Origin of the sequence: Tsukamurella pseudospumae, assembly GCF_001575195.1 — a bacterium.
In the GTDB taxonomy this organism is placed as follows: Bacteria; Actinomycetota; Actinomycetes; order Mycobacteriales; family Mycobacteriaceae; genus Tsukamurella; species Tsukamurella pseudospumae.
The window spans coordinates 69,289-90,076 of record NZ_LSRF01000033.1 but is presented as its reverse complement, the minus strand read 5'-3'; the positions used below and the strand labels follow the sequence as shown (position 1 = coordinate 90,076).

The following is a 20,788-nucleotide window of genomic DNA, read 5'->3' as shown; positions in this document are numbered from 1 at the left end:
GGGATTCAAGGGCCCGGCATCGTCGCAAAAGACGGTGCCGGGCCCTTCCCGTTTCTGCCCTCGACCTGCGCATTGTCACTTTACGGCGAAGCTAAGTGACAACATTCGCGTCATGCGGGGATTCTTGTCACTTTCGGCGGGAGGCTGCAACGTCACGAGGAACGGGCACCCGCCGCACCAGGGCGTCGAGTACGGCCACCGTCGCGGTGCCTTCTTGGGCCTGGTATGCCACGACGAGTTGCCCCGGCGCCGCGGCGACCTCGAGCGTGGACCATTCCAGTTCGAGAACTCCCAACTCGGGATGTGCGATCACTTTGCCGCCGTTGGTCTTGGCCTGAACCTCACCATCGCCCCACAGGCGGGCGAAGTGCTCGCTGCGCACCGAAAGCTCGCCGACGAGCGCCATCAATCGAGGATTCGACGGGTTCGGGCCCGAGAGTGCCCGCAGGTTCCCGACTGATTCCCGGGCGACGGTGTCGAAGTCCAGGAACACCTCTCGCGATCGGGGGTCGAGGAACAGGGACCGCACCATGTTGTCGCCGACTTCGAGCCCGATCCCGCGATGCAGTTCCCCACCCGCCGCGTTGGTCCCGATGAGATCGAGGAGCGAGTTGGTGACGATCGTCGGGTTCGGCCATGAATCGAGCAGGCGGCGGACCACATCGGACATCTCGTCGACCACCTCGCCGCCACGACCATCGGGAAGCTCCGCGAGTTGTGCGAGGTGGGCAGCACCGTCGGAGTCGAGCTGGAGAACTCCCGCGAGCGCGGCGACCACGGCGGGGGACGGCCTGCGGTCCCGCCCTCGCTCCAGGCGCACGAGGTATTCGACGCTGATTCCCGCTTGCGCTGCGACCTCCTCGCGTCGGAGGCCCGGGGTGCGTCGTACGCCCATGGCGCGCAGCCCGAGCGCCTTCGGGTCGACGCGTTCGCGGCGCGCGCGGAGGAACTCACCCAGCACGTTGTCGGTCACCCGTCCCACGCTACCCATTCGTGCAGGTCCAGCCAGGTAGTGCGGCTACCCGGCAGTGACGCGGCCTTCTTGGCATCGGACGTCTCCGCGAGGCTCGATCCCATGACAGAGACACAGAATCTGATCGGCCGGACCGCGCTCGTGACCGGAGGAGGTTCCGGTATCGGCGCCGCGACCGCGGTCGCCCTGGCTGCGGCCGGTGCGCGGGTGGGAATGATCGGTCGTCGTGCCGACCGGCTGGCGGAGGTCGCAGCAGCGACGGGAGCTGTGTTCACCTCGGCCGATGTGACCGATCGGAACGCGCTGACGCACGCGATCGCGGAGGTCCGCGCGCAGACCGGGCCGTTCGACCTCGTCGTCGCGAACGCCGGCGCCATGCTCCCCGCTGCGTTCGATTCCGCCGATCCGCTGGACTGGGACCGGATGATCGCGACCAACATCACGGGTCTGCTCACGACGGCCCGTGAGTCGATCGGCGATCTCGCGGCGGCCGCCGAAGCCGGAGGCGCTGCCGATCTGATCCTGATCAGCTCCATCGGCGCGCACATCGTCCTCCCCGGATATTCGGTCTACAACGCGACTAAGGCGGCGGTCACGCACCTCACAACGCACCTGCGCGGTGAGTTCGGGCCGCGGGGTGTGCGGGTGCGGGCGATCGAGCCGGGGATGATCGAGTCGGAACTGGCAGCGGGAGTCACGGACCCGGACGCCGCTGTTGCCCTGCGCGAGTACGCCATCCAGAACCCGCCGATCCCGGCATCCGCCATCGGCGACGCCGTGGCCTGGAGCGCGGCGCTGCCCACGGGTGTCAACGTCGCCTCGATGATCGTGCTCCCCACGGCGCAGGGCTGACCGCGCCGGCAGCAGAAATCTTCAGCGGCTGCAGATACCTCCGCTCGCCCCGAGAATCCACGGGGCGAGCGGAGGTGTTCGCTGCGCCCGGCGATTTCTGCTGCGCCGGGCGCGTGACCGGTACCCCCTCCGTCCGATCGACATCGGGTTGGCAGAATCGTCGGCGCACCAGTCGTACGAGAGAGGCGCGAGACGTGACCGCAGAGACCTTGCAGTTCCAGGCCGAGACCGATCAGCTGCTGTCGCTGATGATCCACTCCGTCTACTCGGAGAAGGACGTCTTCCTCCGCGAGCTGATCTCCAACGCCTCCGACGCCCTCGACAAGCTGCGCCTCGAGGCGTACCAGGACAAGGACCTCGAGGCGGACGCGTCCGATCTGCACATCGAGCTGCGCCCGGACCCCGAGGCCCGCACGCTGACCATCGCCGACAACGGCATCGGCATGGGCCGCGACGAGGTCGTCGACCTCATCGGCACGCTCGCCAAGTCCGGCACCGGTGAACTCAAGCGCAAGCTGGAGGCCGCGAAGCAGGCCAAGGAGCAGGGGGCTTCGGCGGAGCTCATCGGCCAGTTCGGCATCGGCTTCTACAGCGCCTTCATGGTCGCCGACCACGTCGTTCTCGTCACTCGCAAGGCGGGGGAGGACACCGCGACCCGCTGGGAGTCCGAGGGCCACGGCACGTACACGGTCACCGATCTCGCCGGCGACCAGGTCCCCGCCCAACACGGCACCGCGATCACGCTGCACCTGCGCGCCGCGGACGGCGACGACAGCCTCCACGACTACGCCTCCGAGCACGTGCTCCGCACGGTCGTGCGGCGCTACAGCGACTTCATCGCCTTCCCGATCCGACTGGTCCTCCCGGCCGCGAAGGACGGTGAGACCACCGAGGCCGACGATGCCGCACCGTCCGGCCCGGAGACCCTCAACTCCATGCAGGCGCTCTGGGCGCGCCCGAAGGACGAGGTGAGCGCCGAGGAGTACGCCGACTTCTACCGGCACACCAGCCACGCCTTCGACGAGCCGCTGGAGACCATCGCCGTCCGCGCCGAGGGCACCTTCGAGTATCAGGCGCTGCTGTTCATCCCGACGATGCCGCCCTTCGACATGTTCTACCGGAACACCAAGCCGGGCCCCGCGCTCTACGTCAAGCGGGTGTTCATCATGGATCACTGCGAGGCGCTGCTGCCCCCGTACCTCCGTTTCATCACCGGCGTCGTGGACGCACAGGACCTGTCGCTCAACGTCTCCCGTGAGATCCTGCAGAACGACCGCCACCTGGTGATGATCCGCAAGCGCCTGGTCAAGCGTGTGCTGCAGACGATCACGGCAATGCGGGAGAACGAACGCGAGAAGTACGACACCTTCTGGACCGCCTTCGGCGCCGTCCTCAAGGAGGGGCTGCTCGACGATCAGGACAACCGCGAAACCCTGCTCAAGGCATCGTCGTTCGCGTCGACCTTCAGCGCGGACGGAACCACGGGCCTGGCGGAGTACGTCTCCCGCATGCCCGAGGCGCAGGACGTCATCTACTACGCGGCGGGCGAGTCGCGGCGCCAGCTGGAGTCGTCCCCGCACCTGGAGGCGTTCGCCGCCAAGGGCTTCGAGGTCCTACTGTTGACCGACCAGGTCGACGAGCTCTGGACCACCGGCGCGGAGTTCGACGGTAAGCGGTTCGTCTCCGTGGCGAAGGGCGAGGCCGATCTCGGCGGCGACGCGCCGGAGGCGGAGGGCTTCGAGTCGCTCACCGCCTGGCTCGCGAAGACGCTGGAGGACAAGGTCTCGGGCGTGCGCCTCACCTCCCGACTGACCAGCTCGCCCGCGTGCCTCGTGGGCGGCGAGTTCGATCTCAGTCCGCAGCTCGAGCAGATGTACCGCGCCAGCGGCCAGGAGGTGCCGCGCACCCGGCGCACGCTCGAGCTCAACCCGGACAACGCACTCGTGCTCGCCCTGCGCGAGAAGGTCGGCGACGGCGAGCCCGCCGACGATCTGCAGGACGCCGCCGAGATCCTCTACGGCACCGCGGTGCTCGCCGAGGGCGGTGCCGTGGACGACCCGGCCGAGTTCGCCGCGGTGCTCGCCCGGCAGCTCGCCCGCAACCTCGGCTGATCGGCGGCGGGAGGCGTACCGTCGGGTCCATGGACGACGCGACCGCTGCCCGGGACCTGCTGATCGACTCCTTCGCGAGGATCGCCGAGCACGCGGAGGCCGTGACGGACGGGCTCACCGCGGACATCGCGGACCGTCGGATCGTGCCGGACGCCAACACGATCGCGTGGCTGGTCTGGCACAGCGCCCGGGTGATCGACGCGCAGCTCGCGCCGATCGCCGGGGTCGAGCAGGTCTGGACCGCGCAGGACTGGTTCGGCCGGTTCGGCCTCGATCTGCCCGCGGACTCCACCGGATACGGACACACCCGCGTGGAGGCGGCGCAGGTGCACGGCAGCGACGCGCTGCTCATCGGCTACTTCCGCGACGTCGACGCGATGGCCCGCACCTATCTGACCGATGTGACACCGGACGAGCTCGCCCGCGTGATCGACGAGGCGTGGGACCCGCCGGTCACCGTCGCCGTGCGGCTGGTGAGCATCGTCGACGACTGCGCCCAGCACCTCGGCGCCGCCGCCTACCTCAAGGGCGCCCTCGAGTCCACGATCTGACTCGTCACGCGGGGCCCGCACCGAAGGTCTTCACGGCGTGCAGTGCCAGCTCGACGTACACGCGCCGCTCGTCGATGGAGTGCCCGAGCAGCTGCTCGACCTGCCGGATCCGATACCGAACGGTATTGGGGTGCAGGATCAGCGACTCGCCGGCGGCTTTCGCATCGCCGCCCGCGCCGAGGTAGGCGAGCGCCGTCTCCCGCAGGCGCGCAGCGGAATCCGTCGCGGCGGCGAGGTCGCCGAGCTCCCGCCGGATCAGCGTGTCCGCGCCGGTCGGCCCCGCGATCCCGTGCGCCAGGCAGGCCAGCTCCACGTCCCGATAGGCGACGATCCGCCGGCCGGTCCGTTGCGCGACCTCCAGGGCCGCCGCGGATTCGGCTGCACTGGTCCGGAATCCGTCGATCCCGGGGTGCGCGGTGCCGAGGGCGCAGCGCACCGTCGGGGGGAGGTCCGGGGGATCGGGCACCGTCGATCCCGTGCTCCAGCACCGCAGTGACCGGGCTCCGGTCCGTAGGGCCAGACGGTGCTCGCCGCCCACGGCCCGGTGCACGGCGAGGCCTGCGCGCTCGAGGTGCCGCTGCACGTCGGCGTCGAGGACGCCCTCGTCGGCCCACAGGGTGTACGCGGTGTGCACGGGGTTCACCGGATATCCGAGCGCAGCACTGGCATCGGCGGGGTCGACGTCCTGCCCGGACAGCAGCGCCTCGACGGTGGCGGCCTGCCGGGCCAGCGCGCCGCGCTGCCACTGTTCGCGCTCCGCGACGAAGGTGCCGATCATCGCCTCGATCGAGACGTCCAGCCACTGCGTGGTCCGGGGCCAGAAGTGCAGCAGCACCTCGGAGCGGACCTCCGCGTCGGGAATCTCGGCGGCAGCGGTGGTGGTGAACAGCTCCCACGCCGCGCTCTGGCCCACGCGGTAGACCGCGAGGAGGACGCGGAGTTCGTGGCCGCGGCGCGCCATGGTGCGGGCCAGGTCGTGGGTCTCCTCGCCGGGGCGGATCGTGATCGTCTCGCGCGTGGCGTTGCCGAGCACGCCGCGCCAGTGCGCGCGGGTGCTGGCGTCGAGCTCGGCGCGCAGCAGAGGCTCGTCGATCTCGGGCAGCGCCGCGACGATCGCGTCGTCGACGTCGCGCACCATCGTGTCGAGCGCCTGCTCGTTCTCGCCGGCCCGCGCGAATTCCGCGAGCCACCGGCGGGCGGGCGGCGACAGCGCCGTCACGACGACGGGCTTTGTTCGGAGGGACAAAAATCGGGCCGAACCTTGCTCATGACACCAAGAATATGACGCTCATCACACACGATCATAGGAGTGTCGAACAACACACCCGACCGCAGGAGCCTGACATGATCGACCGCACCAGTCACTACATCGACGGACAGTGGCGGCCGTCGGCCGGCACCGAGACGATCGACGTCCACGACGCGACGACCGAGGAGGTCATCGCCCGGGTCGCCGCCGGTACCGCCGACGATGCCGATGCCGCGGTCGCCGCCGCCCGCGCCGCCTTCGACGGCTGGTCGCGCACGCCCCTGGCCGAGCGGCTCGACTTCCTCCTCGGCGCCGCCCGCGCCCTGCAGGCCCGGCAGACCGAGATCGCGACCCTGGTCAGCCAGGAGGTGGGCATGCCCTTCGCGTACAGCAACGTGGTGCAGGCCGGCCTGCCGGTGCAGTCGCTGGTCTCGATCGCGGAGGTCGCGAGCACCTACGCCTTCGAGGAGACGGTGTACAACTCGCTGGTCGTCCGCGAGCCGATCGGCGTCGTCGTCGCGATCACGCCGTGGAACTACCCGCTGCACCAGGTGGTCGCCAAGGTCGCGCCCGCTCTCGCCGCCGGCTGCACCGTGGTGCTCAAGCCGAGTGAGGTCGCGCCTCTGACGGCGTTCGTGCTCGCCGAGGTCTTCGACGCACTGGGGCTGCCGAAGGGCGTGTTCAACGTGGTCACGGGCACCGGGCAGACGGTCGGCGAGGCGCTCGTCGGTCACCCCGAGGTCGACATGGTCTCGCTCACCGGCTCCACCGGCGCGGGCCGCCGCATCGGCGCGGTGGCCGCGCAGTCGATCAAGAAGGTCGCCCTCGAGCTCGGCGGCAAGTCGCCGCTCGTGGTCCTCGACGACGCCGACCCGGTCGAGGCGGTCACCGCCGGCCTGAACGGGTGCTTCCTCAACTCCGGCCAGACCTGCATCGCGCTGACCCGCATGATCGTGCCCCGAGCCGCGATGCCGCAGTTCGAGGCCATCGCCGCGGCGGGCGTCGAGCAGATCAAGGTGGGCGGGCCCTTCGAGCCCGACACCGTGCTCGGGCCGCTGGTCTCCGCGCAGCAACGGGACCGGGTGGTCGGGTACATCGAGAAGGGCATCGCCGACGGTGCGCGTCTGGTCGCCGGCGGCCCGACCGCGCCGGAAGGACTGGATCGCGGCTACTTCGTCCGCCCGACGGTGTTCTCCGACGTCGACGCCGGGATGGCGATCGTCCGCGAGGAGATCTTCGGTCCCGTCCTGGTGATCCAGGCCTACGACACCGAGGACGAGGCGGTCGAGCTCGCCAACGACACTCCGTACGGCCTCAACGCCGCGGTCTTCTCCGCCGATCAGGACCGCGCAGTGGCGGTGGGCCGGCGCATCCGGGCCGGGCAGGTCCAGATCAACGACGGTGCCTTCAACATCAACGCCCCGTTCGGGGGCTACAAGCAGTCGGGCAACGGCCGGGAGTTCGGCGCGTGGGGCCTCGACGACTACCTCGAGACCAAGTCGATGCAGCTGCCCTGAGTGCGCACCCGACTCCACGACCGACCTTCCCGAGAGGACCCATCATGACCTTCGAATTCGATGCGCGCCAGCGCAAGACGCTCACCGCCGTGGTCGACACCTTCGTCGCCTCCGTGCCCCGCGAGGACGATCCCACCGGCTTCTGGGCCGTCAAGGGCAGCGACCTGATGGTCGATGCCGCGGTCGAGCAGTACCTGCTCGCCCACTTGCCCGAGGAGGGGCTCGCCGGCCTCGCCCAGCTGCTCGACACCGCGGCCCTCGTGGGCCTGAAGAACCAGCCGCAGGCCGTCCGTGAGGTGATCCTCGCGAACCTCGGCGGCATCACGCCTGAGTCCGGCCTCGCTGTCGCGAGCCTGTGCCAGCTGTCCACGATGATCGCGTACGGCCTCATGGACGAGGAGGGCCGCAACCCGCTGTGGGCCGGGATGGGCTACCCCGGGCCCGTGTCCGCGCCGCCCGCCACCCCGAAGACGATCACCGCGATCGCACCGACCGCGGGCGAGACCCTGACCGCGGACGCCGTGGTCGTCGGCTCCGGCTCCGGCGGCGGTGTGGCCGCGGCCGAGCTGGCTCGCGCCGGCAAGAAGGTCATCGTGGTCGAGGGCGGCTCCTACCGCAACGAGGCCGACTTCGTGCAGAACGAACTGTTCGCGTACCAGACGCTGTTCCTGCGCGGCGGCTTCTTCCCGTCGTCCGACGGCATGATCATGCTGGCCGCGGGCGGCACCGTCGGTGGCGGCAGCACCGTCAACTGGTCCAACTCGCTCAAGACGCCCGAGATCGTCCGCAAGGAATGGGCCGGTGCGGGCCTCGACGATGCCCTCGGCCCCGAGTTCGACGAGCACCTGAACGCGGTCTTCGCCCGGCTTGGCTGCAACGAGGATGTCGCGCTGCAGAACGAGCCCCACCAGCGGCTGTCCGAGGGCGCCGCGGGCCTGGGCTACACCTACCGGAAGGTCGATCTCAACGTGAGCCCGGACCGGTTCGATCCGGTGCGCAGCGCGTACAGCGGCATGGGTGATCAGACGGGCGCCAAGCAGGGCACCATGAGGACCTACCTGCAGGACGCCTCCGACGCCGGCGCGCGGCTGCTGCCGAACACCCGGATCGCCACCGTCACCACCGTCGACGCGGCCGACGGTACGCGCACCACGACAGGCGTGGAGGGCGTGTACACCGACCCCGAGACCGGCGCGCAGACGCCGGTGCGGATCGAGGCGCCCGTCGTCGTCGTCTCCGCCGGCAGTCTCGAGACGCCCGCCCTGCTGTTGCGGTCGGGGATCGGCGGCCCCGCCGTCGGGCAGAGCCTCCGGCTGCACCCGGCCACGCTGGTCAGCGGCATCTACGACGAGCCGCAGAACCCCTGGTACGGCCCGGCGATGTCCGGCGTGATGAACGAGTTCGCCGATGCCGATTCGGGCTACGGCTTCCTCGTCGAGTCCGTGCAGCACCTGCCCGGCCTGTTCAACAGCGTCGTGCCGTGGCTCGGCGGTGCCGCGCACAAGGAGCTGACCGCGCAGTACGGGAACCGGGCCGATTGGGTGGTGCTGGTCAAGGACCGCGGCACCGGCACCGTCACGATCGGCCCCGACGGCGAGGCCGTGCACGCCTACCCGTTCGACGACGAGCTGGACCGCAAGCACTTCCGCGAGGGGATCGTCGCGTCGATCCGCATGCAGGAGGCCGCCGGCGCCCGACGGATCTACGTGGCGGGCCAGCGATTCGAGCCCTGGACCCGCGGCGAGGATCTCGAGGCGTTCATCGAGCAGGTGAACGCGATCCCGATCGGCCCCGGCGGTACTCCGGTGTTCAGCGCGCACCAGATGTGCAGCGCCCCGCTGGGCGCCGACCCCGCGACCTCGGTGGCGAAGCCCTCGGGCGAGCTGCACGACACCCGGGGCGTGTGGATCGCCGACGCCAGCGGTATGCCCACGTGCTCGGGCGTCAACCCGATGATCACGACGATGGCGCTGGCCCGCCGCACCGCGACCAACCTGCTGGCCGCGAAGGCCTGATCGCCGCCGCACGGCGTCTCCCGCGGCGACGAATCGTTCCCGCGATCACCACGGTGATCGCGGGAACACGTCGCGGTCGCGGGAAGGAGACGGGCGGTGGCGGCCCGCTACAGCCCGGCGACCTGCGGGAGCACCTCGGCGCCGATCCACTCGACGTGGTCGAGATCGCTCATGTCCAGCACCTGCAGGTAGACCCGCGATGCGCCCGCTTCGGCGAAGACGCCGAGCTTGTCGACGATCTCGTCCGCGGACCCGGTGAGGCCGTTCTCGCGGAGCTCGGGCAGCTCGCGACCGATGGTCGCGGCCCGGCGGGCGACGGTGGCCTCGCTGGAGCCGCCGCACACGACCTGCGCGGCGGACTTGATCACGGATCGCGGATCGCGGCCCGCCGCCTCGCAGGCCGCATCGATCCGGCCCCACACCGCGGCCGCCTCGGCGACCGGCACGAACGGGGTGTTGTACTCGTCGGCGAACCGCGCCGCCAGCGCCGCCCCGCGCGTGCGGCCCGCCCCGCCGAGCACGATCGGGACGTGCGCCTGCGCCGGTTTGGGCAGCGCGGGGGAGTCGACCACGGAGAAGTGCTCACCCTGGAAGCTGTACGGGCCCTGAGCCTCCCACAGACCGGTCACGATCTCGAGGGTCTCCTCGAACCGGGCGAAGCGCTCCTTCACCTCGGGGAAGGGGATGGCGTAGGCGCGGTGCTCGTCGGCGAACCAGCCCGCACCGAGGCCCAGTTCCACACGCCCGCCGGACATCTCGTCGACCTGCGCGACCGAGATCGCCAGCGGGCCGGGGAAGCGGAAGGTGGCCGAGGTGACCAGGGTGCCGAGCCGGATCGACGAGGTCTCCCGCGCGATCCCGCCGAGCGTGACCCACGAGTCCGTCGGGCCGGGCGCACCGTCGACGTTCATGGCGACGTAGTGGTCGGACCGGAAGAAGGCACCGAACCCGGATGCTTCCGCGGTCCGGGCCACGGCGAGCTGGTCGGCGTAGGTGGCGCCCTGCTGGGGTTCGACGAAGATGCGTAGCTCCATGGGAGACCACTGTGCCACTACAGGCGCGGGCGGGTGCGATCGAAGGGCGCCTGCACCAGTCGGATGTCGTCCCGACGCTCGAGTGCGCGCCGCTCGTACCGCGCGTCGAGGCTCCGCCCGTCGACGGTGCCGACCATCCGGAGTCCGCCCGGCACCGTCGTGACCAGCAGGTCCACCGGCGCCGCGGACGCACCCCGGCGCACGGTGAACCGATCGCCCCGCACCCGCAGGCCCCAGGCCGTCACGGCCCCGTCGGGGGCCTGCGTGACGAGGCTGTCCTGTGCGGATCCGCTCGCCGGACGGTCCGCGGTCCCGCGCAGCGTGATCGCGATCGACGTCCAGACGGGGCCGGCCTCGCCCGTGGCGAGGGCGGGCGCACCGTCGACGGTGAGTGAGACCGCCCGCCAGACCCCGTCCCGCGGATCGCGCGGCGTGTTCATGGTGTCGACCCGCGCCAGGTTTCCGGAGACGGTCGCGGCGATGAGGACGGCGGCCAGCACGCCTGCCACGACGGTGCCCGTCCGCCGCGCGGGCGATGCGGCGGTGGGAAGGACGGCGCGCAGCAGTTCCCGGCGATGCGGGAACACCAGGACCACGGCGATCACCAGCAGCTCGGCGGCGAGCAGCTTGACCGGCACGTCGTAGAAGACATTGAGCAGCACGATCTGCGTCAGCGCGGCGATCGAGAGCATCGCCCCGACGAGCCGGGTGCGGGGGACGATCAGCAGCAGTCCCGCGGTGAGTTCGATCGCCCCCGTGATCACGGTGTAGGGCGTGGACGCCGCCATGTATCCCCAGAGCAGGGAGAAGGGCTCCGTGTCGCCGACGGCCTGCAACTGGTACGCGGGCAGGTTCATGTACCCCATCTGCGCGGGGATCACCTTGGCGAGGCCGTAGAGCAGCATCGCGACGGCGAGGACGCCGATCGCGGCCGCCCGCAGTACGCGGCCGGCGCGCTCGATGCCGGCCCGGCCCCGGTCGTCGCCGCGGACGGCGAGTACGCCCCACACCAGTCCCACGGCGATGCCGATCACGAGCGCTCCCGCGTGGAACTGCCAGGCCCAGGCGAGGTCGCTGCCCGTCGCCACGTCGACCGGGGCGGGGGCGGTGCCCGTCACCCTCGCGCCCAGAGCCCCGACGGTCCGCCACACGGGCGAGAACGCCGACGCCGCGGAGATCGCGGCGAAGATCTGAGACAGGAGCACGGCGGCCGTGAAGAGCAGGAGGACCAGGCCCGCCACCGCGAGCGCGACGGTCCGCGCGACCACGATGGCGGGGGAGGGCCGCTCGGCCCGGGTCATGCGTGCGTCCTCCGGACGGCGGCTTCCTGGGTCACGGTCGCCACCAGTTCCCCGGACCGGGTGTAGAAGTGTCCGGTCGAGAGTCCGCGCCCGCGGCGCGCCACCGGCGAGTCCGTGGCGAACAGGTGGAAGGCGTCGAACCGTACCGGCCGGTGGAACCACAGCGACTGGTTCAGCGTCGCCGCCGCCACGCGGTCGTAGCCCCAGGACAGGCCGTGCCGCATCACGATCGGGTCCTGCACCGTGATGTCCGATGCCCACGCCAGCGCGGCGTCGTGCACCACCTGATCGTCGGGGAGCGCGCCGTCGGCCCGCATCCACACCCGGTTGCCGCCCTCGCGGGTCTCCGTCTCCCGGCGCACCCACACGGGATCCGATGCGAACCGCATGTCGATCGGGTGCGAGGCATCCACGAGGGCGTGCAGTTCGCGTTCGCGTCCGGCGAAGGACTCCTGGATCCGCGGCAGCGACTCGGGTGGCGCGACCCGCGGCGCGGGGTCGGCGTGCGTCAGCGGATCCGGGGCGTCCGCCTGGTACGCGAGCGTCATCACCGCGACGACCCGGCCGTCCTGTTCCACGGTGACCTGCCGGTTCGCCGCCGACGGGGTGTCGCGCAGCGCCACCACGCGATAGACCAGATCCGCTGTCACGGAACCCAGTTCCACGAAGTGCGTATGCGCCGCGTGCAGGGGGAGCCCGTCGACCGTGCGCCCCGCGGCGACGATCGCCTGCGCCAGGATCTGCCCACCGAAGGTGTGCACGCCGACCTTCGCCGGGTGCCGCCCGAAGAAGACGCCCGGCGCCTCGCCGTCGGCGAGGTGCAGCACGGCCAGGAGATCCTCGAAATCGCTGACCTCGATACCGGTCTCGCGCGCTGCGGGCACGGCGCGGCGGGCGATGCCCGCCACCGATCGGCCCTCGAGCACGTCCCGCGGGCTCAGCGTCCAGCCGCGGCGCCGCGCCCGCGAGACCACCTGCAGCGACAGCAGTGAGTCGCCGCCGCGGTCGGTGAAATCGTCGTCCATACCGGTGTCGTCGCCCAGGAGGTCCCGGAAGATCGGCAGCAGGGCCCGTTCCGCGTCCGTCGACGGTGTCCGGTCCGCGCCTCCCGAGGCGGCCGCGGGCGCGGGCAGCGCGTCGCGATCGAGTTTGCCGGTGGCGCCCAGGGGGAACCGGTCGAGCACGACGTACGCGGTGGGCACCATGTGGTCCGGTAGCCGCTGCGCCGCGGCCGCACGGATCGCATCCGGGTCGGGGACGGCACCGTCGGACGGCACCAGGTACGCGACCAATCGCTGTTTCCCGGTGGCGTCGTCATCGCGAACCAGGACCGCGGCGGCGCGGACCGAGTCCTGCTGCGCGAGAACGGTCTCGATCTCGCCCAGCTCCACCCGTAGACCGCGGATCTTCACCTGGTGGTCGACGCGGCCGAGGAACACCAGGTTCCCGTCCTCGCGCCAGCACACCCGGTCGCCGGTGCGGTACATGCGGGACCCGCTCGGACCGAACGGGTTCGCCGTGAACGCCGACGCCGTCAGGTCGGGCCGGCCCAGGTAGCCGCGGGCCACGGAGGTGCCGGCGAGGTACAGCTCGCCGACGACGCCGACGCCCACGGGGAGCAGGGCGTCGTCGAGGACGTACGCGTCCACATCCGGATCCGGGCGGCCGATCGGCAGGGGGCCGGGATCGGACGGGTCGTAGCGCCAGGTCACCGCGTTGACGGTGACCTCCGTCGGCCCGTACGCGTTGAACAGGGCCGTGCGGCCCTCGCCCCATCGCCGCGCGAGCGCCGGGTCGAGCCGCTCGGCGCCGACCACGAAGAACACGTCGTCGGGCACGGCGCGGTCGTCGGGCATCGCCGCCAGGAACGACGGCAGGAGGTTGACGCCGGTCACGCGGTGCTCGGCGATGTAGTCCAACAGCTCGTCGCCCGGCAGCCGCACCTCGTCCGGCGCGATGACCGACGTGCCGCCGGAGAGCAGCGGCCCGAGCATCTGCCACACCGCGACGTCGAAGCCCGTCGACGCGAACTGCAGGTAGCGTTCGCCGCGCCGCATCCCGACGACCTCCTCCTGCAACGAGATCAGGTCCGGCAGACCGCGCAGCGGGACCGCGACGCCCTTCGGTCGCCCCGTCGTGCCCGACGTGTAGATCACGTACGCGAGCGCGTCCGGGGTCAGGCGGGAGCGCGCCGCCGCCGGATCCCCGGGGTCGACGGTGCCCGCCTCGTACGCCAGGTGCCAGACGGGGCGCTCCGCCGCGAGCTCCGCGGGGATCTCCACGGAACCGGTCGTCACCACCAGGGCGGGCGCGGCGTCGTCGAGCATGTACTGCAGGCGACCCGCCGGATGCGCGGGATCGAGCGGCAGGTACACGGCGCCCGCGGTGAGGATCGCCAGGAGTGCGATCGTCATCTCGACGTCCCGCTCGGCGAACACGGCGACGGTGTCCTGCGGCGCCACGCCCCGCCGGATCAGCTCCCGCGCAGCGGTGTTCACCGCGCCGCGGAGCTCCGCGAAGGTCAGGGACCGGTCGCGGCACACCAGCGCCTCGGCGTCGGGCGTCTCCGCGGTGCGGGCGGCGAGCTCGTCGAGGATCGGCCCGCGGCGGTGGGAGGAGGGCACGCGACCCAGGTCCAGGACCCGCCGCTCCTCGTCGCCGGGCAGGTGCCGCAGGCGGCCCACCGGGAGATCCGGTGCCGCGACCAGGGACTCGAGCAGCCGAGTCAGCCACCGCGCGTAGCCGCGCACCACGGATTCGTCGAGCAGCTCCGGCCGGTAGCCGAAGCCGATGCGGATCGTCTCGCCCGGCAGCACGATCAGCGTGAGCGGGTAGTGGGTGGCATCGGCGATGTCGACGCCCGTGAGATCCAGTTCCGCCGTGATCGATTCGGTGTGCCGGTCCGACATCGGGAAGTTCTCGGTGACCACCATCGTGTCGAACAGCTCGCCCACGCCGGCCAGCCGCGTGATCTCGGTGAGACCCACGTGGTGGTGGTCGGCGACGGCGAGCGAGCGGGCGTGCACGTCCGCGATGACGGTCGCGGCCGGGGTCGCCGGGGTGAAGCCCACGCGCACCACGATGGTGTTGCCGAGCTGCCCGACCATGCGGCCGACGCCGTCGACCTCCGGCGGGCGGCCGGACACCGGACAGCCGAAGGTCACGTCCCGGCGGCCGGTGAGCCGCCCGAGCAGCACGCCCCATGCCGTGTGCAGCACCGAGGTCAGCGTCGCGCCCTGCGCGCGGGCCAGGGCCTCGACGCGCCGCGTGAGGTCGGCACCGAGGTCGGTGTACACGCGCTCCGCGGCCTGCGCCGGGCCCGCCGGCCGGGCGGGGACCAGGTGCGTCCCCGCGTCCAGGCCCTCGAGCTCGGAGCGCCACGCGGTCCGCGCCTCCTCGGCGTCGCGGCCCGCGAGCCATCGGAAGTACTCGCCCAGCGGCTCCGCGGCCGGGGCGACGGGGCCGCCGCCCAGTTCCGCGTAGAGCGCGAGCAGCGTGCGGCCCACGATCGGCATGGACCAGCCGTCGAGCAGGCTGTGGTGATTGGTGATCGCCAGGCGGTATTCCTCGCCGCCGGTGCGGCACAGGAGGAACCGGATCAGCGGCGGCTCGGCCGGATCGAAGGGCCGGGTCCGTTCGACGAGCGCCTCGGACTCGAAACGCTCGGGCGCGGAACGCAGGTCGATGAACCGGAACTCCGGCGCCGTCTCCGTGGGGACCACCTGGACCACCTGATCGTCGGCGTCCCGGCCCTCGATCTGGGCGAGGTACGCCCGCAGCGCGGGCGTGCGCCGCAACAGTTCCTCGGCGGCCCGCCGCATCCGATCGGGGTCGACGGTGCCCGACAGATGCGTCGCGGCCTGCACCACGTAGGCGTCGGCGTCGCCGTCGGCGGCGAGCATCGTCTGGTACGCCAGCCCCACCTGCAGCGGCGTCGCCGGCAGGACATCGGCGATCGCACGGTCGGCCTGCAACACGTCGAGCTCCGCCTGCGGGATCCGTACCAGCGGAACATCGGACGGCGTCAGCGCGCCCCGGCGTCCGCCGAGGGATCGCGCGTACGCCGCGAGCCCGTCGAGGGACCGGGCCCAGAGCTCCTGCAGCCGCTCGACGGTGCCCTCGGACACCGCACGCGATGCCGCCGTCCACTCCGTGCGCAGGCCGTCGCCCACGCGGAAGCAGTTGATCGCCAGTACCTGTTCGAGCGCCTTCGCGGACGGGTCGAGCAGACCGAACGGTTCCTCCTCGGGGAGTCGCCACCCGGCGTGGGGGGCGTCCGCGAAGCGGCCAAGGTAGTTCAGCACGAGGTCGGGAGCGGAGTTCTGCGCGCCGCCCGCGGTGGCGTCCGGCACGGCTCCGGTGCTGGGGAGCAGGCCGTGACCGATGCCGCCGTCGGGGATCGCGCGTTTGCACTCCTTCACCGCCCGCAGCAGCCGCCCCGCCGCGGAGCCGCCACGCAGCGCATCGGCGAGATCGCCGGCAGACGGATCGCCGCCCGCGGAGCCGTCGGCGACCGCATCGAGCGGGAGCCGCAGCGGGAACTCGGTGGTGAACCAGCCGACAGTGCGCGCCAGATCCGCACCGGGCGTGAGCGGTTCGCGTCCGTGGCCCTCGACCGTCACCGTCGCGGCGGTGGGGACCGCGCCGCGCGCCCCGCGCGACCACGCGGCGACGGTGAGCGCGAGCGCCGCGAGGAGGACGTCGTCGACACCCGCGCGGAACGCTGCGGCCAGGTCGTCGAGCAGCGCCGTCGTGGCGGCCGCGGTCCCGGTGTGCGAGATCCGTGCGGTGGCGACCGTGTCGAGGTGCGGATCGAGGGGGCGGTCGCCGAGCCGGAACACCGCGGCATCCGCGGCCTCCCACAGCGCGGTCTCGGCGGGGCGCGGTGGGGTACCGGCGAGAGCCAGCGCGTGGCTGCGCCAGCTCGTGGCCGCGGGCGCGATCGTCGCCCCCGCGTAGGCGGCCTCCAGATCGGGCACCAGGATCCGCCACGAGACGCCGTCCACCACGAGGTGATGCGCAACGATCACGAGCCGATCCTCGTCGCCGCCGGTGCGGATGAGCTCGGCGACCAGCATCCGGCCGACCCGCGGGTCGAGCCGTGCGCCGAGGCGCTCCGCGACGGACCGGGGGTCGGCGGCACCGTCGGAGACGGTGAGCACCGGGGGCTCTCCCGAGCCCGAGGCGGGGACGGGCGGCACGACGAGCACGCCGTCGTCTCCGATCTGGAGCCGCAGGGCGTCGTGGACGCGCAAGGTCTCGTCGAACGCCGCGGCCAGGGCGGTCTCGGACAGGCCGGCGGGGACGCGCAGCGCGGTCCACTGCGCGTAGCCCGCGATGACGTCCAGGTCTGGAGCCGCCGCGAGGAGCGAGCGCACGATCGGCGGCGGCGGGACCTCGCCGAGGGGCTCGTCGGGCGGCGCGACCACGGCGTCCGAGGTGCGCTGCGCCGCGGCCGCGAGCGCGGCGAAGGTCCTGCCCGACAGGAACTCCCGCGGACGGATCTCCAGTCCCTCGGCGCGGAGCGCGCTGCACACGGTGATCGCCGAGATGCTGTCGCCGCCGATCGAGAACAGGTCGTCGTCGATCGACACCGATTCGAGGCCGAGGGCGGCCGCGACGACCGCGACCATGGTGCGCTCCGCGTCGGTGCGCGGTGCGCGGCCCTCGGAGCGCACCTGCGGCGCGGGCAGCGCGGCGCGGTCGAGCTTGCCGTTGATGGTGACGGGCAACTCGTCGAGCACGACGACCGCGCTGGGCACGAGGTGTTCCGGCAGCCTGTCCGCGAGGTCGGCGCGCACCGCGTCCGCGTCGACGGCGCCCGTCACGTAGCCGACGAGGCGGGGGCGACCGCCGTCGGACCGCACGATGACCGCGGCCGCGGTCACGCCCGGGACGTCGGCCAGGGCGGTCTCCGCCTCGCCGAGTTCGATCCGGTATCCCCGGATCTTGACCTGGTCGTCGCTGCGGCCGAGGAACTCGAGGCCCTGGGCAGCGCTCCAGCGCACCCGATCACCGGTCCGGTACATGCGGGACCCGGGTTCGCCGTGGGGATTCGCGACGAATCGCTCGGCCGTCGTGCCCGGCATGCCGAGATAGCCGCGAGCCAGGTGCGGGCCCGCGAGGTACAGCTCGCCGGTCTCGCCCTCGGGTACCGGTTCGAGGGCGCCGTCGAGCACCATCGCGGTGGTGCCGGCGACGGCTCGCCCGATGGTCGGCGCTGTGCCGGTGATCGGCGCGGCGGTCGCGTCGACGGCGGCCTCGGTGGGGCCGTACAGGTTCAGCGCCGGGACCCCGCTGGCCGCGACGGTGCGCCACAGCGCGGGCGGCGTCGCCTCGCCGCCCAGGAGCAGCAGCGCCGGAGGGTGCGCGGAGGTCAGCAGCCCGGCGTCGAGCAGCGGCTGGACCATCGACGGGGTGGTGTCCACGACGTCGATGCGGTCGGCGGCGTACGCGGCCGCGAGCGCCTCGGCGTCGCGGCTGATCCCGGTGTCGTAGAGGTGCAGCTCGTGCCCGTCGAGCAGCCACAGCAGCTGGTCGAGGGAGGCGTCGAAGGAGAAGGAGTAGGTGTGCGCGGTCCGCAACCGTTCCTGCCGGGCGACGCCCTGGGCGGGGAGAAGGGACTCTGTGTGCGCGGTCCGCAACCGTTCCTGCCGGGCGACGCCCTGGGCGGGGAGAGGGGACTCTGTGTGCGCGGTCCGCAACCGTCCCTGCGGTTCCTGCCGGGCGGCGTGGGGCTGCAGCGTGCGACGGTGGTGCCGCAGCAGACTCGCGAGCCCTCCGACGCGGCCGAGTACGCCCTTGGGGCGGCCCGTCGAACCGGAGGTGTAGATGACGTACGCCAGGTGGTCGGGGTGGCGGGGCGCCGAGAGTTCGCGGGGTACCAGCGGATCCGCCGAAAGGGTGGACAGTTCCGCGGCGGCGCCGTCGAGGTCCAGGACCGGGACGTCGCCGCGCCAGGGCTCGCCCGCGTGCGCGGAATCCGTGAGGACGAGCGCGGGGCGGGCGTCGGCCACCAGGTCGCGCAGTCGCGCGTCGGGGTGGGCGAGGTCGAGGCACACGTAGGCGGCACCGGCGTCGAGGACCGCGAGCAGCGCGACGATCAGGTCGGCGGAACGGGGAAGCGCGATCGCGACCACGTCGTCGGCGCCGACCCCACGGGCACGCAGGAGCCGCGCGAGGCGGTGCACACGGGCGGTGAGGTCGCCGGCCGTGAGACGTTCCGTGCCCGCGACGAGGGCCGGGGCCGCCGGGTCGAGCGCCGCGAGTGCGTCGATCGCCGACGGCAGCGGCGCGTCGTCGGGTGTGTGCCAGGCGTGTAGCAGGGCCGCGGATTCCGCGGCGCCGCGGAGCGGGACCTGTCCCACTGCCGGGCGATCGTCCGCGGTGAGTCCCTCGATCAAGGCCAGCATCGCGGCCATACGGCGGTCGACCCGGTCCTGGTCGGCCGCCCGGGAATCCACCTCGAAGCCGAGCAGAAGATCGTCGCCGGCCGGAATGACGCTGAGCCCGTAGTCCTCCGGCGGTCCGCCGGCGACATTGCGCATGACACCCGACGCCCCGCCGAACGTGAGCGTGAGGTCGAAGGCCTTGAGGTTGATGCCGCGGCCGTGCAGGATCGCGCCGGCCCCGGGTGCTCCGAGGTCGCGGGGGAGGTCCTCGCCACGGTAGCGCTGGTGAGTGCGCATCTCGCGCATGGCCTCCGCGACGCGTGCGCTCAACTCCGGCAGCGTGTCGCCGGCGTCCACGCGCACCCGCAGGGGCAGCACGTTGACCGCCATCGCCGGGGTGCGCAGCGCGACGGAGCCCGTGCGGCACATGAGGGGCAGGGCGAAGACCACGTCGGAGACGCCGGTGCTGCGCTGCAGGAACGCCGCGTAGCAGGCGATCATCGCCTCGCCCCAGGTGGTCCCGGACTCGCCGGCCACCTCGGCGAGGCGCTCGCGGGTTGCGGCGTCGACGATGCCGCGCGCGCTGAGGGTGCCGGCCGCGGCACCGTCGACCTCGCCGCGCGGCGGGATGTCCGGGAGCGGGGTGAGCCGGTCCCGCCAGTAGGCCCGGTCGGCGTCGTGCTGCTCACCCGCGCGGTACTGCGCGTCGTCGGCGATCAGCTCGGCGAAACTGCCGAAGGGGCTGGGCCGCAGGGGGGTCCCGTCGACGGCGGCGGTGTACCGCGCGGCCACGCGGCGCGAGAGCATGGCCGCGGAGTAGCCGTCGAAGACCAGGTGATGGCCGAGCTGGGTGTACCAGACCTCGTCCTCGGCGAGGACGAGCACGCGGTGCGCGAACAGCGGCCGGTCGGTCATCGCGCGGCACCGCGCCGCGATCCGCGCGCGCTCGGCGGTGACGGCGGCCTCCGCCGCGGCGTGCGGATCGCTCTCCCCGCGCAGGTCCAGGACCTCGGGCAGGGGAGTCGGCTCCGTCGAGATCCACTGCCGCGGACCGTCGGCGGTCTCGCGGATCCGCACCCGGAGGCTGTCCGCCTCGTCGACGGTGTCGGCGATCGCCCGGCGCAGCGCGGCACCGTCGATCGCGGGGCCCCCGCCGATCTCGATCACATCGCCCACCACGTAGAAGGGCGAGTCCGGCTCCAGGCGTTGGGCGTTCCAGATCCCCAGCTGTGCCGCGGTGAGCGGGAGCAGCGCCTCGGGGGAATCGGTCGCCGCGGCGGGTCCGCGACGATCCGGGGTCCGGTCGGGTTCCGTCGGGCCCGCATCGTGGGGAGCATCGAGATCGGCACGGGTCACGGGCGCAGAGCCTCCTGGAGTGAGAGCGGGCGCAGGTCGGTCCACGTGGTCTCGACGTGGGCGAGGCATTCGGCGCGGCCGGCCGGCCCGAACACCGGCCGCCAGCCGTCGGGCACCTCGGCGAACGCGGGCCACAGCGAGCGCTGGTCCTCGTGGTTGACGAGCACGAGGAATGCGCCGTCGGCCTCGTCGAACGGGTTCATTCGGACAGTCCCAGCAGCGCCTGCCAGTGGCCCAGCTCCGGCTGCTCGGCGAGATCGGGGAACTCGACCGCGGCGCCGGCGGTGCGCCAGCGCTCGATGAGCGTCATCACTCGTACCGAATCCAGGCCCAGGTCGAACAGGTTGTCGTCGAGCGCGATCGACGACGGGTCGCTCTGCAGCAGCTCGGCGACGTCGGTGCGGACCTGCGCGGCGGTGAGGGTGGGGGCGGTCATGA

Annotated in this window: 12 protein-coding genes; 5 read left to right on the top strand and 7 right to left on the bottom strand. The window is 72.4% G+C overall.

The genetic code is table 11. The features are described 5' to 3' along the window. Positions 1 to 127: 127 nt before the first annotated feature. A complete protein-coding gene (locus AXK60_RS10925) occupies positions 128 to 973 on the bottom strand; it encodes a helix-turn-helix domain-containing protein (protein WP_082777961.1) in 846 nt (281 codons plus the stop codon). Between the two features lie 102 nt (positions 974 to 1,075). On the opposite strand from AXK60_RS10925, the gene AXK60_RS10920 reads away from it, so the two are divergent. The 3 genes from AXK60_RS10920 to AXK60_RS10910 all read left to right on the top strand — a co-directional run bounded on the left by AXK60_RS10920 (position 1,076) and on the right by AXK60_RS10910 (position 4,487). Next, positions 1,076 to 1,825 (top strand): SDR family oxidoreductase, encoded by a 750-nt coding sequence (locus tag AXK60_RS10920; RefSeq protein WP_068571160.1) that lies wholly within the window; start codon positions 1,076 to 1,078, stop codon positions 1,823 to 1,825. Between the two features lie 194 nt (positions 1,826 to 2,019). Further along, on the top strand, positions 2,020 to 3,936 hold the full coding sequence (htpG, locus tag AXK60_RS10915; protein ID WP_082777960.1) for a molecular chaperone HtpG: 1,917 nt from the start codon (positions 2,020 to 2,022) through the stop codon (positions 3,934 to 3,936). A gap of 29 nt (positions 3,937 to 3,965) precedes the next feature. After that, on the top strand, positions 3,966 to 4,487 hold the full coding sequence (locus AXK60_RS10910) for a mycothiol transferase (protein WP_068571159.1): 522 nt from the start codon (positions 3,966 to 3,968) through the stop codon (positions 4,485 to 4,487). Positions 4,488 to 4,491: 4 nt separating this feature from the next. Here AXK60_RS10910 and AXK60_RS10905 read toward each other — a convergent pair whose 3' ends face one another. Further along, positions 4,492 to 5,733 carry an RsbRD N-terminal domain-containing protein gene (locus AXK60_RS10905; RefSeq protein ID WP_139057887.1) on the bottom strand — a complete coding sequence of 414 codons (1,242 nt, stop codon included), beginning with the start codon at positions 5,731 to 5,733 and terminating at the stop codon, positions 4,492 to 4,494. Positions 5,734 to 5,831: 98 nt separating this feature from the next. Here AXK60_RS10905 and AXK60_RS10900 point away from each other — a divergent pair, with 98 nt between their 5' ends. Both AXK60_RS10900 and AXK60_RS10895 read left to right on the top strand, forming a co-directional pair. Further along, positions 5,832 to 7,253, top strand: coding sequence for an aldehyde dehydrogenase family protein (locus tag AXK60_RS10900; RefSeq protein ID WP_068571157.1), 1,422 nt, complete (start codon positions 5,832 to 5,834; stop codon positions 7,251 to 7,253). Between the two features lie 44 nt (positions 7,254 to 7,297). After that, positions 7,298 to 9,268 carry a GMC family oxidoreductase N-terminal domain-containing protein gene (locus AXK60_RS10895; protein WP_068571156.1) on the top strand — a complete coding sequence of 657 codons (1,971 nt, stop codon included), beginning with the start codon at positions 7,298 to 7,300 and terminating at the stop codon, positions 9,266 to 9,268. A 107-nt stretch (positions 9,269 to 9,375) separates the two neighbouring features. Here the strand turns inward: AXK60_RS10895 and AXK60_RS10890 are convergent, their stop codons facing one another. The 5 genes from AXK60_RS10890 to AXK60_RS10870 are packed head-to-tail and all read right to left on the bottom strand — an operon-like array spanning position 9,376 to position 20,786. Continuing rightward, positions 9,376 to 10,302: an LLM class F420-dependent oxidoreductase gene (locus tag AXK60_RS10890; protein ID WP_068571492.1), complete on the bottom strand. Its 927-nt coding sequence runs from the start codon at positions 10,300 to 10,302 to the stop codon at positions 9,376 to 9,378. 17 nt (positions 10,303 to 10,319) lie between these two features. Beyond that, positions 10,320 to 11,603: a hypothetical protein gene (locus AXK60_RS10885; RefSeq protein WP_068571155.1), complete on the bottom strand. Its 1,284-nt coding sequence runs from the start codon at positions 11,601 to 11,603 to the stop codon at positions 10,320 to 10,322. Next, on the bottom strand, positions 11,600 to 20,350 hold the full coding sequence (locus AXK60_RS10880) for a non-ribosomal peptide synthetase (RefSeq protein ID WP_068571154.1): 8,751 nt from the start codon (positions 20,348 to 20,350) through the stop codon (positions 11,600 to 11,602). The genes AXK60_RS10885 and AXK60_RS10880 overlap by 4 nt, the downstream gene beginning before the upstream one ends. After that, on the bottom strand, positions 20,347 to 20,553 hold the full coding sequence (locus AXK60_RS10875; protein WP_068571153.1) for an MbtH family protein: 207 nt from the start codon (positions 20,551 to 20,553) through the stop codon (positions 20,347 to 20,349). Before AXK60_RS10875 ends, AXK60_RS10880 begins: the two co-directional genes overlap by 4 nt. Next, positions 20,550 to 20,786, bottom strand: a complete 237-nt coding sequence (locus tag AXK60_RS10870; RefSeq protein ID WP_068571152.1) for a phosphopantetheine-binding protein — start codon at positions 20,784 to 20,786, stop codon at positions 20,550 to 20,552. Before AXK60_RS10870 ends, AXK60_RS10875 begins: the two co-directional genes overlap by 4 nt. Positions 20,787 to 20,788: the final 2 nt, after the last annotated feature.